13 protein-coding genes are annotated in these 14,965 nt (G+C 54.7%); 8 read left to right on the top strand and 5 right to left on the bottom strand.

The window, feature by feature from the left end; translation table 11 throughout:
• The first annotated feature begins 32 nt into the window (after positions 1–32).
• Positions 33–1,316 carry a beta-ketoacyl-ACP synthase II gene (fabF, locus tag WFO70_RS19895; protein ID WP_337018669.1) on the top strand — a complete coding sequence of 428 codons (1,284 nt, stop codon included), beginning with the start codon at positions 33–35 and terminating at the stop codon, positions 1,314–1,316.
• Between the two features lie 568 nt (positions 1,317–1,884).
• Here fabF and WFO70_RS19890 read toward each other — a convergent pair.
• Positions 1,885–3,102, bottom strand: a complete 1,218-nt coding sequence (locus tag WFO70_RS19890) for an NAD(P)/FAD-dependent oxidoreductase (protein ID WP_337018668.1) — start codon at positions 3,100–3,102, stop codon at positions 1,885–1,887.
• Positions 3,103–3,332: 230 nt separating this feature from the next.
• On the opposite strand from WFO70_RS19890, the gene pitA reads away from it, so the two are divergent.
• Positions 3,333–4,829, top strand: coding sequence for an inorganic phosphate transporter PitA (gene pitA, locus WFO70_RS19885; protein ID WP_333853201.1), 1,497 nt, complete (start codon positions 3,333–3,335; stop codon positions 4,827–4,829).
• Between the two features lie 56 nt (positions 4,830–4,885).
• Here pitA and uspB read toward each other — a convergent pair whose 3' ends face one another.
• The gene (gene uspB, locus WFO70_RS19880; RefSeq protein WP_106995298.1) at positions 4,886–5,221 is read right to left on the bottom strand and encodes a universal stress protein UspB; all 336 of its coding nucleotides are present in this window, start codon (positions 5,219–5,221) and stop codon (positions 4,886–4,888) included.
• Between the two features lie 283 nt (positions 5,222–5,504).
• Between uspB and uspA the strand changes: the two genes are divergently transcribed.
• A complete protein-coding gene (uspA, locus tag WFO70_RS19875) occupies positions 5,505–5,942 on the top strand; it encodes a universal stress protein UspA (protein WP_032615029.1) in 438 nt (145 codons plus the stop codon).
• 88 nt (positions 5,943–6,030) lie between these two features.
• Here uspA and rsmJ read toward each other — a convergent pair whose 3' ends face one another.
• Positions 6,031–6,783: a 16S rRNA (guanine(1516)-N(2))-methyltransferase RsmJ gene (gene rsmJ / locus WFO70_RS19870; protein WP_337018663.1), complete on the bottom strand. Its 753-nt coding sequence runs from the start codon at positions 6,781–6,783 to the stop codon at positions 6,031–6,033.
• Between the two features lie 7 nt (positions 6,784–6,790).
• Positions 6,791–8,833 carry an oligopeptidase A gene (gene prlC, locus WFO70_RS19865; RefSeq protein WP_337018662.1) on the bottom strand — a complete coding sequence of 681 codons (2,043 nt, stop codon included), beginning with the start codon at positions 8,831–8,833 and terminating at the stop codon, positions 6,791–6,793.
• Positions 8,834–9,035: 202 nt separating this feature from the next.
• On the opposite strand from prlC, the gene WFO70_RS19860 reads away from it, so the two are divergent.
• The 3 genes from WFO70_RS19860 to WFO70_RS19850 all read left to right on the top strand — a co-directional run bounded on the left by WFO70_RS19860 (position 9,036) and on the right by WFO70_RS19850 (position 11,754).
• Complete coding sequence (locus tag WFO70_RS19860) at positions 9,036–9,878, top strand: 23S rRNA (adenine(2030)-N(6))-methyltransferase RlmJ (RefSeq protein ID WP_337018660.1); 843 nt, start codon at positions 9,036–9,038, stop codon at positions 9,876–9,878.
• A gap of 70 nt (positions 9,879–9,948) precedes the next feature.
• Complete coding sequence (gene gorA, locus WFO70_RS19855; RefSeq protein ID WP_337018659.1) at positions 9,949–11,301, top strand: glutathione-disulfide reductase; 1,353 nt, start codon at positions 9,949–9,951, stop codon at positions 11,299–11,301.
• 183 nt (positions 11,302–11,484) lie between these two features.
• Positions 11,485–11,754 (top strand): monooxygenase, encoded by a 270-nt coding sequence (locus WFO70_RS19850; RefSeq protein WP_337018657.1) that lies wholly within the window; start codon positions 11,485–11,487, stop codon positions 11,752–11,754.
• 16 nt (positions 11,755–11,770) lie between these two features.
• Here WFO70_RS19850 and WFO70_RS19845 read toward each other — a convergent pair whose 3' ends face one another.
• Positions 11,771–12,175, bottom strand: coding sequence for a hypothetical protein (locus WFO70_RS19845; protein WP_337018655.1), 405 nt, complete (start codon positions 12,173–12,175; stop codon positions 11,771–11,773).
• Positions 12,176–12,366: 191 nt separating this feature from the next.
• Between WFO70_RS19845 and WFO70_RS19840 the strand changes: the two genes are divergently transcribed.
• Together WFO70_RS19840 and WFO70_RS19835 are read left to right on the top strand one after the other, a co-directional pair.
• Positions 12,367–13,077, top strand: a complete 711-nt coding sequence (locus WFO70_RS19840) for a hypothetical protein (protein ID WP_337018653.1) — start codon at positions 12,367–12,369, stop codon at positions 13,075–13,077.
• Positions 13,078–13,315: 238 nt separating this feature from the next.
• Positions 13,316–14,965 (top strand): alpha,alpha-trehalase, encoded by a 1,650-nt coding sequence (locus tag WFO70_RS19835; RefSeq protein WP_337018652.1) that lies wholly within the window; start codon positions 13,316–13,318, stop codon positions 14,963–14,965.

Genomic DNA, 14,965 nt, shown 5'->3' with positions numbered 1-14,965 from the left:
AATCAACTCGCACGTACCTTCATGAGGTGTACATGAAAAAATCAACACGTAAAAGAATCGTGGTTACCGGTATGGGTATTGTCAGCCCACTCGGATGCGGTGTAGATCATGTCTGGAAGGGGCTTATAAACGGCTGTTCAGGAATCAGACTGCTTCCTGAAGATATCACTGATGGTACCGGGGTTGCCGTCGGGGGCCTGGTACCGTCGGGTGAAAATGATGAGGCAGGACTCATATCTGATACGTTAATTCCAGCCAAAGACCGGAAAAAAATGGACAGTTTTACTGAATATGCTCTGGTGGCGGCAGAAGAGGCTCTCGTTCAGGCAAACTGGCATCCGCAGGAAGAACAACAACGTATCCGTACTGCAACCGTCATCGCAACGGGTATAGGGGGGTTTAGTTCGATGTCGGAGGCTGTACGCACCACGGATTCGAGAGGCCCCAGGAGATTATCGCCTTTTACCGTGCCGTCTTTCCTACCCAATATGGCAGCAGGAAATATCTCCATCCATTACGGGTTTAAGGGGCCGCTGGGGGCTCCCGTAACGGCGTGTGCGGCAGGCGTCCAGGCAATTGGTGATGCTGCAAGGATGATAATAAGCGATGAGGCCGATATTGCCGTGTGCGGTGGGACTGAAGCTGCACTGAACAGGGTGACCCTGGGGGGATTTGCCGCCGCCAGAGCACTGTCGATGCGCTTCAACTCACTTCCCCAATCAGCCTCCCGTCCTTTCGATGCTGACAGAGACGGATTTGTCATGGCTGACGGGGCTGGCATTCTTGTGATTGAATCTCTGGAGCATGCTTTAGCAAGGGGGGCTGTACCTCTCGCAGAGCTGACAGGATATGGCACAAGTGCTGATGCGTATCACCTGACAGCAGGCCCGGCAGATGGAAATGGTGCGGAAAGAGCGATGATACAGGCCCTGAAACAAGCTGGCCTCAGCCCTGACGATATTCAGTATATCAATGCTCACGCAACATCCACCCCAACCGGCGATCGATGTGAAATTGCGGCAATTAAAAGCCTGTTTGGCGCCAGCAATTCCGTGGCGGTCAGTTCAACGAAATCGGCCACAGGACACATGCTAGGTGCAGCCGGAGGTGTAGAGGCCATTTTCACGGTGCTCTCGCTGCTTCACCAGATTGCTCCGCCTACGCTCAATCTGTTTAATCCCGATCCAAACGCTGATGGCATCAATTTTGTCAGACATTCGGCCAGGAATATGGAAATAGACAATGCCATGTCAAATGGGTTTGGATTTGGTGGGGTAAATGCGAGTGTTATTTTCAGGCGCTGGGTAGAATTATGAAAACAATTAATTAAATTAATTATAAATATTAGTTTGAAGGCCTGATGATAAATATCAGGCCTCCTTCCATCCTTTAGGAAACCATTAACTTTCAAGACTGCAGATAAACCCATCCTCCAGTTAAGTAGCCAAGCGACTTAGGCTTAACCCTATAGCCTTACCGTCCTAATGAAAGTTCAACTTATTGTATTTATTCATAAAAGTAAGACATACGGTTTGTAATGATACATTGGAAGTCCATCGTTAGTTTGCTTCACCGTGCATTAACGAAGACCCGATTGCTAAATCATTATTGACGGTTTGGTTTAGAGTTAAAGCGAAAAATATGACGTGAATATATAGAAAGACAAAAATCCTACCGCCATTACATGATAGTTTTTATAGATACCGAAACATTGCAAATGACTCACAAAGCTCTTCAGAATGATATTTATTCTTAAGGGGGGACTCCTTTTTGGAGTCCCTTTTAATGGAAAGTATTCACCAAAATTACAAGTATTTATTACTGCAATAGTGTCAATCCAATGTTCAACTACAAACAATTTTTCCCAAACTACAAACTTTGTCTTCAAACTACAGACTTTATTGTCGGTTCACATGCCGCCAGCGCCTCTGCGCAGGCCCAGGCGCTGGCCCATGCCCACTGGAAGTTATACCCGCCCAGCCAGCCGGTGACGTCCACCACCTCGCCGATAAAATAGAGTCCCGGCACGTTGCGGGCCTCCATGGTGCGCGACGACAGCTCATTGGTATCCACGCCGCCGAGGGTCACTTCCGCAGTGCGATAGCCTTCGGTGCCGTTGGGCTGCACGCGCCAGGCGGTTAAGGTCTCCACCAGCGTCTGCTGGTCGCGGCTGTTAAGCTGCTTCAGCGTCAGATCGGGAATTTGCCCCAGCAGCTGCAGGCACTCCACCAGCCGCTTCGGCAGCTGCATGGCTAAGGTGTTTTTCAGGCTCTGATTCGGATGCGCCGTGCGCTGCTCATCGAGGAAGCTCGCCAGATCGCAGTCCGGCACTAAGTTGACGGTGACGAACTCTCCCGGCTGCCAGTAGCTGGAGATTTGCAGGACCGCCGGGCCGGAGAGGCCGCGATGGGTGAAGAGCAGGTTCTCACGGAACAGGATGCCGTCTTCCGCCGTGATGACTGAAGGCACCGAGACGCCGGAGAGGGTTTGCAGCTGCTCCAGCAAAGGCTTATGCAGGGTGAAGGGCACCAGACCGGCACGGGTCGGAAGCACCTTCAGGCCAAACTGCTCGGCAATTTTATAGCCGAACGGCGACGCACCCAGGCCCGGCATCGAGAGCCCGCCGCTGGCGATCACCAGCTTTTCCGCGCTCACCGTTTCGCCGTTCAGCTGTAAAGTGTATCCCGCCTCGTCGCGAGCAACTTCCAGCACTTCGCTGCGCAGACGCAGGGTAACCTGCCCTTTTTCGCACTCAGCCACCAGCATATCGACAATCTGCTGCGCCGAATCGTCGCAAAACAGCTGCCCGAGGGTTTTCTCATGCCAGGCGATGCCGTGTTTCCCCACCAGATCAATAAAGTCCCACTGGGTGTAGCGGGCAAGGGCAGATTTGCAAAAATGACGGTTCTGACTCAGATAGGCCGCAGGCTCGATATAAAGGTTAGTAAAGTTACAGCGGCCCCCGCCCGACATCAGGATTTTTCGACCAGGTTTTTTACCGTTATCGAGCAGCAGAACCCGGCGTCCCGCCTGTCCGGCCATCGCCGCACAGAATAAACCCGCCGCACCGGCGCCAATAATGATGGCATCATACTTTTCCACGTCTCGATTCTCCTGGTTTTGAGGGCGCGGATTGTAAAGTTTCCTCAAGAAGCGTGCCAGCGCAAATATCCGCGATCTCGTTCATTTTATTGAAATTTAAAAAATAATTCTTTTACTGCTACGCTTATGTCAGTAGGCAAATCAAAAAAAGTCTATATTTCACTTTGCCCGTTGCGCATTTGTCCTGGATAATGCGCCGCGTTCATGTCCTCAAGATGGCGTAACGTCCTATGCTACATTTGTTTGCCGGCCTGGATTTTCATACCGGGCTTTTACTCTTGCTTGCTCTGGCCTTTGTATTGTTCTACGAAGCGATTAACGGCTTCCACGACACTGCGAACGCAGTCGCAACCGTTATCTACACCCGTGCTTTACGATCGCAAGTTGCGGTGGTGATGGCTGCGGTGTTTAACTTCTTTGGTGTTCTTCTGGGAGGTCTGAGCGTAGCCTACGCCATTGTGCATATGCTGCCAACGGATCTGCTACTGAATGTCAGCTCCGGCCATGGCCTGGCCATGGTGTTCTCACTGCTGTTTGCCGCAATTATCTGGAACCTCGGTACCTGGTATTTCGGCCTGCCAGCATCCAGTTCTCACACGCTGATCGGCGCTATCATCGGTATTGGTTTAACCAATGCGTTGATGACCGGTACGTCTGTGGTGGACGCGCTGAATATTCCTAAAGTTCTGGGTATTTTCGGTTCACTGATTGTTTCCCCGATTGTCGGTCTGGTGGTCGCGGGGGGGTTAATCTTCCTGCTGCGTCGTTACTGGAGCGGCACCAAAAAACGTGCCCGTATCCACCTGACGCCAGCCGAGCGTGAAAAGAAAGACGGTAAGAAAAAACCGCCATTCTGGACGCGTATCGCTCTGATCGTCTCTGCTATCGGCGTCGCCTTCTCTCATGGCGCGAACGACGGTCAGAAAGGGATTGGTCTGGTGATGCTGGTGTTAATCGGCGTGGCCCCTGCGGGCTTCGTGGTGAATATGAATGCTACCGGTTACGAAATTACCCGTACCCGAGACGCAATCAACAACGTCGAAACCTATTTCCAGCAGCGTCCTGACCTGCTGAAAAAAGCGACCGGCGTTGATCAGCTGATCCCTTCCCCGGAAGCGGGCGCAACTAAACCGGCTGAGTTCCACTGCCATCCGGCCAATGCGATCAACGCGCTGGAGCGTGCGAAAGGCATGCTGACGGACGTCGAGAGCTACGACAAACTCACCCCAGAGCAGCGTGGCCAGATGCGTCGCATCATGCTGTGCATCTCTGACGTGACCGAGAAAGTCTCTAAGCTGCCTGAAGTCTCTTCTGACGACCAGCGTCTGCTGAAGAAACTGAAAGTCGACATGCTGAATACCATCGAGTACGCACCGATCTGGATCATCATGGCGGTCGCGCTGGCGCTGGGTCTCGGTACGATGGTCGGCTGGCGTCGTGTGGCAACCACCATTGGCGAGAAGATCGGTAAGAAAGGCATGACCTATGCCCAGGGGATGTCTGCTCAGATGACGGCAGCGGTCTCAATCGGTCTGGCCAGCTACACCGGTATGCCGGTATCCACAACCCACGTACTCTCTTCGTCCGTGGCGGGTACCATGCTGGTTGATGGCGGCGGTCTGCAGCGCAAAACTGTCACCAGCATTCTGATGGCCTGGGTGTTCACCCTGCCGGCATCAATTCTGCTGTCTGGCGGTCTGTACTGGATCTCCCTGCAATTTATCTAATCGCAGGCAGGTAACGCGAAGAGCGGGTCAGGAAACTGGCCCGCTTTTTTTTACGCTCAATGCCAGATGAGGAGAGCCACCATGCTCACAACCACCAGGCCGCACAGCGCGCTGGTCAGAATGAACTGACGGCGCAGGCGCTCGCAGCGACGGATAAACTCATCGTCATGATGATCGCGATAACGCTGGGCGTAGATATACCACACCAGGCGCATCTGTTTGCTGGGCTGCCCGTGCGAGGTAAAGAAGCCCCCGCCGTCGACATATTGATAAAGCAACGGATCGCAGCCACGCAGTACCACTAACAGGGCGCGCAAAGACGAGAAATAACGCGCCATATTCACGATGCAAACCACACATAACGCCCAAAATAATGCGACGGTGCTAATCATACTTCCTCCCCGGCGTCCGCCCACGAAGCAATGCTCCGGGACTACCGCACCCATGCCCTGACAGACGGTTCAGTGAAAGAGAGACTCAAAAGCGGATCGGCTTCACATTTTAATATCCGAACGGCTTATTCAATAGTGTAGGAGATCCACTAATTTTTTTGCCACAAGGTTAATCGTTATCAACACCAATGCTTGAAAATTTTGTTTAACTGGGCCGTAATGAAAGCAGGTAGACGACTGCTACACGCATTGGTCATCGATAACTTAAGGAAGGAGTAACACTATGGCTTATAAACACATTCTTATCGCGGTTGACCTCTCCCCTGAGAGCAAAGTCCTGGTTGATAAAGCGGTATCCATGGCGCGTCCGTACAATGCGAAAGTTTCCTTGATTCACGTGGACGTGAATTACTCCGATCTCTATACCGGCCTGATTGACGTGAATCTGGGTGACATGCAGAAGCGTATCTCCGAAGAGACCCACCAGGCGCTGACCGAACTCTCCACCAATGCGGGCTATCCCATCACCGAAACCCTGAGCGGCAGCGGCGACCTGGGCCAGGTGCTGGTTGATGCAATCAAGAAATACGATATGGATCTGGTGGTCTGCGGCCATCACCAGGACTTCTGGAGCAAGCTGATGTCCTCCGCGCGTCAGCTGATTAACACCGTGCACGTGGATATGTTGATTGTGCCGCTGCGCGACGAAGACGACGAGTAAGTGCAAAAAAGCCCGGTAGCGCTAACGCTTACCGGGCCTGCAAAACCAAACTGTAGGCCGGGTAAGGCGAAGCCGCCACCCGGCTTTTTTATTCCGGCGTACCGGCGTAAATATCAAACCGGTGCCCTTTGGTGGTCACCGCATTGGTCGTGGCAACGTCCGCCAGCGGCGGTGCATAATCAGGGCGTTTCACCACCACCCGCTTCGTTGCCAGCAGACGGGCAGGCTCCAGCAGGCCATCGGCGTCTAAATCCGGCCCTACCAGCGACTGAAACACCCGCATCTCTTTCTTCACCAGCGCGCTTTTCTGCTTATGCGGGAACATCGGGTCGAGATAGACCACCTGCGGGCGTGGGGAAATATCCGTCAGCGCCGTCAGGCTCGAGGCGTGGATCAGCTGTAACCGCTCCTGCAACCAGCCACCGATTTCCGGGTCGGCATAGCCGCGGGCCAGGCCGTCATCCAGCAGTGCGGCGACCACCGGATTACGCTCCAGCATCCGCACCCGACAGCCCACCGAGGCCAGCACAAAGGCGTCACGTCCCAGCCCGGCGGTGGCGTCCACCACGTCCGGCAGATAGCTGCCCTTGATCCCCACCGCTTTGGCGACCGCTTCGCCGCGCCCGCCGCCGAACTTGCGCCGGTGCGCCATTGCCCCGCCGACAAAATCAACAAAAATGCCGCCGAGTTTAGGTTCGTCGCGTTTACGCAATTCCAGATGCTCTGGCGTCATCACCAGCGCCATCAGGTTCTCTTCATCGTGTTCCAGCCCCCAGCGGGCCGCCAGAACAGATAAGGCGCCGTCTCCGGCGCCTGTTTCATCTGCTAAGTGGATCTTCACGAATCAACTAACCCTTGATGCCGTAATGCTCAAGCATCGCGTCCAACTGCGGCTCGCGGCCACGGAAGCGTTTGAACAGCTCCATTGGCTCCTCGGAACCACCGCGGGTCAGGATGTTATCAAGGAACGACTGACCGGTTTCGCGGTTGAAAATCCCCTCTTCTTCGAAGCGGGAGTAGGCATCCGCCGCCAGCACGTCGGCCCACAGATAGCTGTAGTAGCCCGCTGCGTAGCCGCCAGCAAAGATATGGCTGAACGCGTGCGGGAAGCGACCCCAGGCCGGGCCTGGAATGAGGGCAACCTGCTTCTTGATCTCTGCCAGGGTTTCGAGGACTTTTGCTCCCTGCTCCGGGCTGAACTCGGCATGCAGACGGAAATCGAACAGGCCGAACTCCAGCTGGCGCAGGATAAACATCGCCGCCTGGTAGTTCTTCGCTTCCAGCATCTTATCCAGCAGCGCTTTGGGCAGCGGCTCGCCGGTCTCGTAGTGGCCGGAGATGAACGCCAGCGCGTCCGGCTCCCAGCACCAGTTTTCCATAAACTGGCTCGGCAGCTCGACTGCATCCCATGGTACACCGCTGATGCCAGCCACGCCTGCGGCTTCGATTCGGGTCAGCATATGGTGCAGACCGTGACCGAACTCGTGGAACAGGGTGATCACTTCGTCATGGGTGAACAGCGCAGGTTTGCCGTTGACCGGACGGTTAAAGTTACAGGTCAGGTAGGCCACTGGCTTTTGCAGCGAGCCGTCGGCTTTGCGCATCTGGCCTACGCAGTCGTCCATCCAGGCGCCGCCGCGTTTATTTTCGCGGGCATAGAGATCCAGATAGAAGCTGCCGCGCAGTTCGTTTTTGTCGTCATACAGTTCGAAGAAACGCACGTCGTCGTGCCACACTTCCACATCGGTGCGCTCTTTGGCGGTGATGCCATAGATGCGTTTCACCACTTCGAACAGGCCGTTAACGGCTTTGTTTTCCGGGAAGTACGGGCGCAGCTGCTCGTCGCTGATGCTGTAGAGGTGCTGTTTCTGTTTTTCGCTGTAGTAAGCGATGTCCCACGGCTGCAGCTCGTCCACGCTGAACTCCGCTTTCGCGAAGGCGCGCAGCTGGGCCAGCTCTTTCTCACCCTGAGGACGGGCGCGTTTCGCCAGATCGGTCAGGAAGTCGAGTACCTGCTGCGGGTTCTCGGCCATTTTAGTGGCGAGTGATTTATCGGCGTAGCTGTCGAAGCCCAGCAGCTGTGCCAGCTCGTGGCGCAGGGCGAGGATTTCAGCCATCACCGGGGTGTTATCCCACTTACCGGCATTCGGCCCCTGATCGGAGGCGCGGGTGCTGTAGGCGCGATACATCTCTTCACGCAGGGCCTGGTTGTCGCAGTAGGTCATCACCGGCAGATAGCTCGGGATATCCAGGGTCAGCAGATAGCCTTCCTGCTCTTTCGCCTCGGCCTGGGCTTTCGCCGCCGCCAGCGCACTCTCCGGCATGCCGGCCAGTTCGGCTTCATCAGTAATCAGTTTGGTCCAGCCCATGGTGGCATCCAGCACGTTGTTGCTGTACTGATTGCCCAGCTCGGACAGGCGCGTGGCGATTTCGCCGTAGCGCTGCTGTTTGTCTTTCGCCAGGCCAATGCCCGACAGTTCAAAATCGCGCAGGGCGTTATCAACGGACTTTTTCTGGGCGATATTCAGGGTCGCATAGTGATCGCCATCGCGCAGATCGCGATACGCTTTGTACAGCCCCTCGTGCTGCCCGACCCAGGTGCTGTATTCCGACAGCAGCGGCAGGGTTTGTTCGTAGGCTTCACGCAGTTCCGGGCTGTTTTTCACCGAGTTCAGGTGGCTGACCGGGGAGAAGATGCGACCGAGCACATCATCCACTTCCGCCAGCGGCTGACACAGATTTTCCCAGGTGTAAGGCGCGCCCTGCGCAACCACGCTCTCGACGGCGGCACGGCAATCGTCCAGTGCTTTGGTGACAGCGGGAACAACATGTTCAGGCAGAATGGAGGAAAACGGTGGCAACGAAAAAGGCGTCAGTAATGGGTTGGTCATAAGCACTGTCCTGTTAAAGGGGTGAATGAAGCGCGCATCCTGCGCGAGCATATTGTTCCAGGATGGGGTTAAGTGTAGTGAATTTCAATGGCTGGGGTGACAGAAAAACAGCCGCCGCGACGGGGCGTGCCGGGCCTGCGGGTAATCTGCGCCGTTCTGCTGTAAACTGTGGCCAATCGTCATTATCGGAATACATCTACCCATGCTCAGTTATCGCCACAGCTTTCACGCGGGCAACCACGCCGACGTTCTTAAACATACCGTTCAGAGCCTGATTATCGAGGCGCTCAAAGAGAAAGATAAGCCTTTTCTCTATCTGGACACCCATGCCGGCGCGGGCCGCTACCAGCTGAGCGGTGAACACGCCGAGCGTACCGGGGAGTACCTCGAAGGCATCGCCCGTATCTGGCAGCAGGACGACCTGCCGGCCGAGCTTGAGCCGTACATCAACGTTATCAACCACTACAACCGCAGCGGCCAGCTACGTTACTACCCGGGCTCACCGCTGATTGCCCGCCAGCTGCTGCGCGAGCAGGACAGCATCCAGCTGACCGAACTGCACCCGAGCGACTACCCGCTGCTGCGCTCTGAATTCCAGAAAGACAGCCGCGCGCGCGTGGAAAAATCGGACGGCTATCAGCAGCTGAAAGCGAAGCTCCCGCCGGTATCCCGTCGCGGCCTGGTGCTGATCGACCCACCGTATGAGATCAAAAGTGATTATCAGGCCGTGGTCGCGGGTATTCACGAAGGTTACAAACGCTTTGCTACCGGCACCTATGCCCTGTGGTATCCGGTGGTGCTGCGTGCGCAAATCAAGCGCATGATCAAGGACCTGGAAGCGACAGGCATCCGTAAGATCCTGCAAATTGAGCTGGCGGTTCTTCCGGACAGCGATCGCCGCGGCATGACCGCCTCCGGCATGATCGTGGTTAACCCACCGTGGAAGCTGGAAGCGCAGATGAACAACGTCCTGCCGTGGCTGCATAAAAAGCTGGTTCCGGCCGGTACGGGCCACACCAGCGTCAGCTGGATCGTGCCGGAGTAATTACAGCAATCGGTGGAAGCTATTGATTTCAGGTATACAATCGCGGCAATTAACGATTAAGGATAAGACCATGACCAAGCATTATGACTACATCGCAATTGGCGGCGGCAGCGGCGGTATCGCCTCGATTAACCGTGCCGCCATGTATGGCCAGAAGTGCGCCCTGATTGAAGCGAAAGACCTCGGCGGCACCTGCGTCAACGTCGGTTGTGTACCGAAAAAAGTGATGTGGCATGCAGCGCAGATCCGTGAGGCCATTCACCTCTATGGCCCGGACTATGGTTTTGATACCACTATCAATAACTTTGACTGGGATCGCCTGATCGCCAGCCGTACAGCCTATATCGACCGTATCCATACCTCCTACGACAACGTGCTGGGCAAGAATAACGTCGATGTGATCCGCGGTTTTGCCCGTTTCGTTGATGCGAAGACCATCGAAGTGAACGGCGAGACGATCACTGCAGATCACATCCTGATCGCCACCGGTGGTCGTCCGAGCCACCCGGCTATTCCGGGCGCGGAATACGGTATCGACTCCGACGGTTTCTTTGAGCTGCCGGCTCTGCCGAAACGCGTTGCCATCGTTGGCGCGGGTTACATTGCCGTCGAGCTGGCGGGTGTGATTAACGGTCTGGGCGCTGAAGCGCACCTGTTCGTACGTAAACACGCTCCGCTGCGCAACTTCGATCCGCTGATCGTCGATACGCTGGTAGAAGTCATGAACGCCGAAGGCCCGCATCTGCACACGGAAGCCATTCCGAAAGCGGTGGTTAAAAACGCCGACGGCAGCCTGACGCTGGAACTGGAAGATGGCCGCAGCCAGACCGTGGATTGCCTGATCTGGGCCATTGGTCGTGAACCGGCAAACGACAACTTCAACCTGGCCGTCACGGGCGTGAAGACCAACGAGAAGGGCTACATCGTTGTCGATAAGTTCCAGAACACCAGCGTGCCGGGTATTTACGCGGTGGGCGATAACACCGGTGCCGTTGAGCTGACCCCGGTGGCGGTGGCCGCTGGCCGCCGTCTCTCCGAGCGTCTGTTTAACAACAAGCCGGACGAGCACCTGGACTACAGCAACATCCCGACAGTGGTCTTCAGCCACCCGCCAATCGGCACCGTCGGTTTAACCGAGCCCCAGGCGCGTGCGCACTATGGCGACGACCAGGTGAAAGTGTATAAATCGGCCTTTACCGCCATGTATACCGCGGTGACCTCTCACCGTCAGCCGTGCCGCATGAAGTTAGTTTGCGTCGGCCCGGAAGAGAAGATTGTCGGTATTCACGGCATCGGCTTCGGTATGGATGAGATCCTGCAGGGCTTTGCGGTGGCACTGAAAATGGGTGCCACCAAGAAAGACTTTGATAATACCGTGGCGATCCACCCGACGGCGGCAGAAGAGTTTGTGACCATGCGTTAATACGCTTGCCGCACGCTTTTATGCGCGTATAAAGACCGGCCCTCAGGGGCCGGTTTTTTTATGCTCGCTTGCCCGGCTGTACATACGGTAACAAAATTCACCGGAAACGGCGGCAGACCTGGCTAATCTTAAAAAGTATTAAGCGCTTACCTGGCTCGATAATTTGAGATTAGAGAAAAGACAATGCAAGTGAAGATCAACGCAAAAAGCCTCGCTAAATTCCACCTGATTCTGGCCCTGGTCTGGGCGATGTTAACCATACCCACCCTTCTGTGGTGGAAAAACAGTATCCTCTGGGTCTCCCTGATGAGTATTTATGCCATCGTGGTTTCACATCTGGCGGCCTATAGTGCAGCCCATGCGGAGAAAGCGGCTAACAATGCCCTGAATCAAAGCGAAGAGACCAGGCAGAAGACCGATGAAATCGCTGGCGATCCACGCCAGGCGCACTGATTGTGCTCTACCGGTCTCAGGCAAACACAATTTGCCCGACGCCGGTACACTCCTCAAAAATAAACATTCTGCGCGGCATATTTAGCAGCCGCATTCCCGCCACCTGGCAATGACGTAAGCGGATCGGCTTTGTAATGACGCTATTTGAGAAAAAGACATTGCGCATATCGCAATTCTCGAAACAGAGCTCGTCTATATAGCAGCGGTTAATCAATAAACTGCTGAACTGAATATTACGGAACACACTTTGCTTCAGATTACAGCGAAATATAATGGCTTTGTTCTCTCCTTCACAAATATCCAGCCACGCTAAATGGCGGCTTTCCAACAGCCCCTGCAGTTCTGTTATAGTGGATTTATAGTCAGCTGGCTTTGCAAAAGAAAAAGGCGTAACGCCCTGACGCTTCGCGTTAAGGTTCATAAGGATTTCCTGTTTGAGGTGATCATCGGAAGCGATGACAACGGAGTGGAAGTCCCTAATAACTTATTTGCGCGTAGCGAAACAATGGCGATTTTGGACAATTATTTGCAGAGTTGGCCGATAAAATAAAAGTGCGATTTTATTTAAATACTCATACAGCAGAAATTTAATTTACCTTAAGGGAATATTTCATGCCAAAAAGCAAATGCAAAAACGCTATTCTGGTTTTTGAATCACCGTGGAATCTTGATAACTACGATGCCAACCGCTCATCAGTGCTGCCGTTTGTACAAGGAATTGCGAAGATGCGGGGCGATACCGAGGTCTATTTTCAAAATTTTCACGATAAACCGAGTTTTAAGTTTGCTCTTGAATGTCTGTGTCGGCAGAAATTTGATAACACCATCGTATATATTGCGGCACATGGGAGCAAAAACCGTATCGGTAAGGTCTCTATCAAGGATCTACTTATCGCCATTAATGAAAAATCCCGCGAGTACAATATCAAGGGATTAATGCTGGGTTCCTGTTTTGCAGGCTCCCAAACGCACTTGCTGCAGGAGCATACCCAGGGCAGCAACCTGCGCTGGAGCGCGGGGTATTCTTCTTCATGTGATTGGCTTACCGGTACCATGATTGATTGCGCCATCATCCATAGCGCCCTTAATCTAAAGAATGCGCAGTATAAAAGCCGTGAACCAATGGTTAAGGCTTTTGCTTCGGCCATTTCCCCCTTCGCCTCAAATGCAGTAATTGGCGAGGACGAAGACGAGAATGACGTACAACTATCCGATTCTTTGAAATTTGTCATTCAACCGGAAGGTCAGGGTTATCATGCGTTGCCGGAATCGGATAATATTTTTCAGCATGCCTATGGCAAACGCTTAGCAGAAGTCGCCTGATTCATACTCTGTTGCAAAGCGAATGATCCGAATTTTAGATCGCCTCCGTACTGCGGGATTGCCGGGTTATTGCCTGAAATAACATCAACATGCCGCCCGCAGTGCCGGTTTTTCTCTTCCAGTAAAATGTGATCTACCGCACATATACCTCTTCACAGACCGAAGCGAATGTCTAAGCTTAGTAGGCAACCGGATAAAACCAGACCCGAGACAACGCTAACCGGAGGTCCTGACCACCATGTTCAACCAGAATATACGCACTGTAGAGACCGTAGAGTTCGATATAGAACAAGAACTTCTCTACGAAATCGATCCCTGCGAGTTAAAACTGGATGAAATGCTCGAGGCGGAGCCGGAACCTGAAATGATTGAAGGGCTGCCCGCATCCGATGCGCTCACGCCTGCCGATCGCTACCTTGAGCTCTTTGAGCACGTGCAGTCGTCGCGACTGTTTGCCGACAGCAAAACCTTCCCTGACTGCGCACCAAAGATGGATCCGCTGGATATTCTCATCCGCTACCGTAAGGTGAAACGTCACCGGGACTTTGACCTGCGCCAGTTCGTGGAAAACCACTTCTGGCTGCCGGAAGTCCTGTCGAGCGAGTATGTTTCCGATCCCTCGCTCTCGCTCAAGGAACATATCGACAACCTGTGGCCGGTGCTGACCCGCGAGCCGCAGGATCACATCCCCTGGTCGTCGCTGCTGGCGCTGCCCCAGGCCTATATTGTGCCCGGCGGGCGATTCAGCGAAACCTACTACTGGGACTCCTATTTCACCATGCTAGGGCTGGCCGAAAGCGGCCGTCACGACATGCTTAAGTGCATGGCGGATAACTTTGCGTGGATGATCGAAAAATATGGCCATATTCCCAACGGCAACCGCACCTACTACCTGAGCCGCTCCCAGCCGCCGGTGTTTGCCCTGATGGTTGAGCTGTTTGAAGAGGACGGCGTGCGCGGGGCCAAGCGCTATCTGGATCACCTGAAAATGGAGTACGCCTTCTGGATGGACGGCGCAGAGTCGCTGCTGCTCAACCAGGCCTACCGCAGCGCGGTACGTATGCCGGACGGCTCCCTGCTCAACCGCTACTGGGATGACCGCGACACGCCGCGGGACGAATCCTGGATAGAGGACGTCGAAACTGCACGCCACTCGGGTCGTCCGCCCAACGAGGTCTATCGCGATCTGCGCGCCGGGGCCGCGTCCGGCTGGGACTACTCCTCGCGCTGGCTGCGGGATCCGAGCCGGCTGGCGAGTATTCGCACCACCCAGTTTATCCCGATCGATCTCAACGCCTTCCTGTTCAAGCTGGAGAGCGCCATTGCCAATATTTCGGCTTCGAAAGGGGACAAAGAGACCGCGGAAATATTCCGTCAGAAGGCGAGCGATCGCCGCGCGGCGGTCAACCGCTATCTGTGGGATGAGGAAAACGGCTGCTATCGCGATTACGACTGGCGTCGTGAGGAGCTGGCGCTGTTCTCAGCCGCCAGTATCGTTCCGCTGTATGTCGGTATGGCGACCCACGAGCAGGCAGAACGCCTGTCGGATGCAGTGAAAGCCCGTCTGCTGACACCGGGCGGTATTCTCGCTACCGAGTACGAAACCGGCGAGCAGTGGGATAAGCCCAACGGCTGGGCACCCTTGCAGTGGATGGCGATCCAGGGATTCAAGCAGTACGGCAACGACTCGCTGGGGGATGAAATCGCCTGGAGCTGGCTGCAGACGGTTAACCAGGTCTACAAGACGCACTACAAGCTGATTGAGAAGTACCACATCGCCAGCAGCCAGCCCCGCGAAGGTGGCGGGGGCGAGTACCCTCTGCAGGACGGGTTTGGCTGGACCAACGGCGTGGTACGCCGCCTGATTGGTCTCTACGGGGAGCCGTAG

The sequence above is a fragment of the Leclercia sp. AS011 genome, from assembly GCF_037152535.1.
Classification (GTDB): Bacteria; Pseudomonadota; Gammaproteobacteria; order Enterobacterales; family Enterobacteriaceae; genus Enterobacter.
Note: the sequence above shows the minus strand (reverse complement) of the source record. Positions and strands in the feature narration are given on the sequence as shown.

What these genes read in the sequence shown, in the direction of transcription:
- pitA (WP_333853201.1), top strand. Translation starts at nt 3,333, where the DNA reads ATGCTACATTTGTTTGCCGGCCTGGATTTTCATACCGGGCTTTTACTC.
- WFO70_RS19845 (WP_337018655.1), bottom strand. Translation starts at nt 12,175, where the DNA reads ATGAACCTTAACGCGAAGCGTCAGGGCGTTACGCCTTTTTCTTTTGCA.
- WFO70_RS19835 (WP_337018652.1), top strand. Translation starts at nt 13,316, where the DNA reads ATGTTCAACCAGAATATACGCACTGTAGAGACCGTAGAGTTCGATATA.
- fabF (WP_337018669.1), top strand. Translation starts at nt 33, where the DNA reads ATGAAAAAATCAACACGTAAAAGAATCGTGGTTACCGGTATGGGTATT.
- WFO70_RS19840 (WP_337018653.1), top strand. Translation starts at nt 12,367, where the DNA reads ATGCCAAAAAGCAAATGCAAAAACGCTATTCTGGTTTTTGAATCACCG.
- uspB (WP_106995298.1), bottom strand. Translation starts at nt 5,221, where the DNA reads ATGATTAGCACCGTCGCATTATTTTGGGCGTTATGTGTGGTTTGCATC.
- prlC (WP_337018662.1), bottom strand. Translation starts at nt 8,833, where the DNA reads ATGACCAACCCATTACTGACGCCTTTTTCGTTGCCACCGTTTTCCTCC.
- WFO70_RS19860 (WP_337018660.1), top strand. Translation starts at nt 9,036, where the DNA reads ATGCTCAGTTATCGCCACAGCTTTCACGCGGGCAACCACGCCGACGTT.
- gorA (WP_337018659.1), top strand. Translation starts at nt 9,949, where the DNA reads ATGACCAAGCATTATGACTACATCGCAATTGGCGGCGGCAGCGGCGGT.
- WFO70_RS19850 (WP_337018657.1), top strand. Translation starts at nt 11,485, where the DNA reads ATGCAAGTGAAGATCAACGCAAAAAGCCTCGCTAAATTCCACCTGATT.
- uspA (WP_032615029.1), top strand. Translation starts at nt 5,505, where the DNA reads ATGGCTTATAAACACATTCTTATCGCGGTTGACCTCTCCCCTGAGAGC.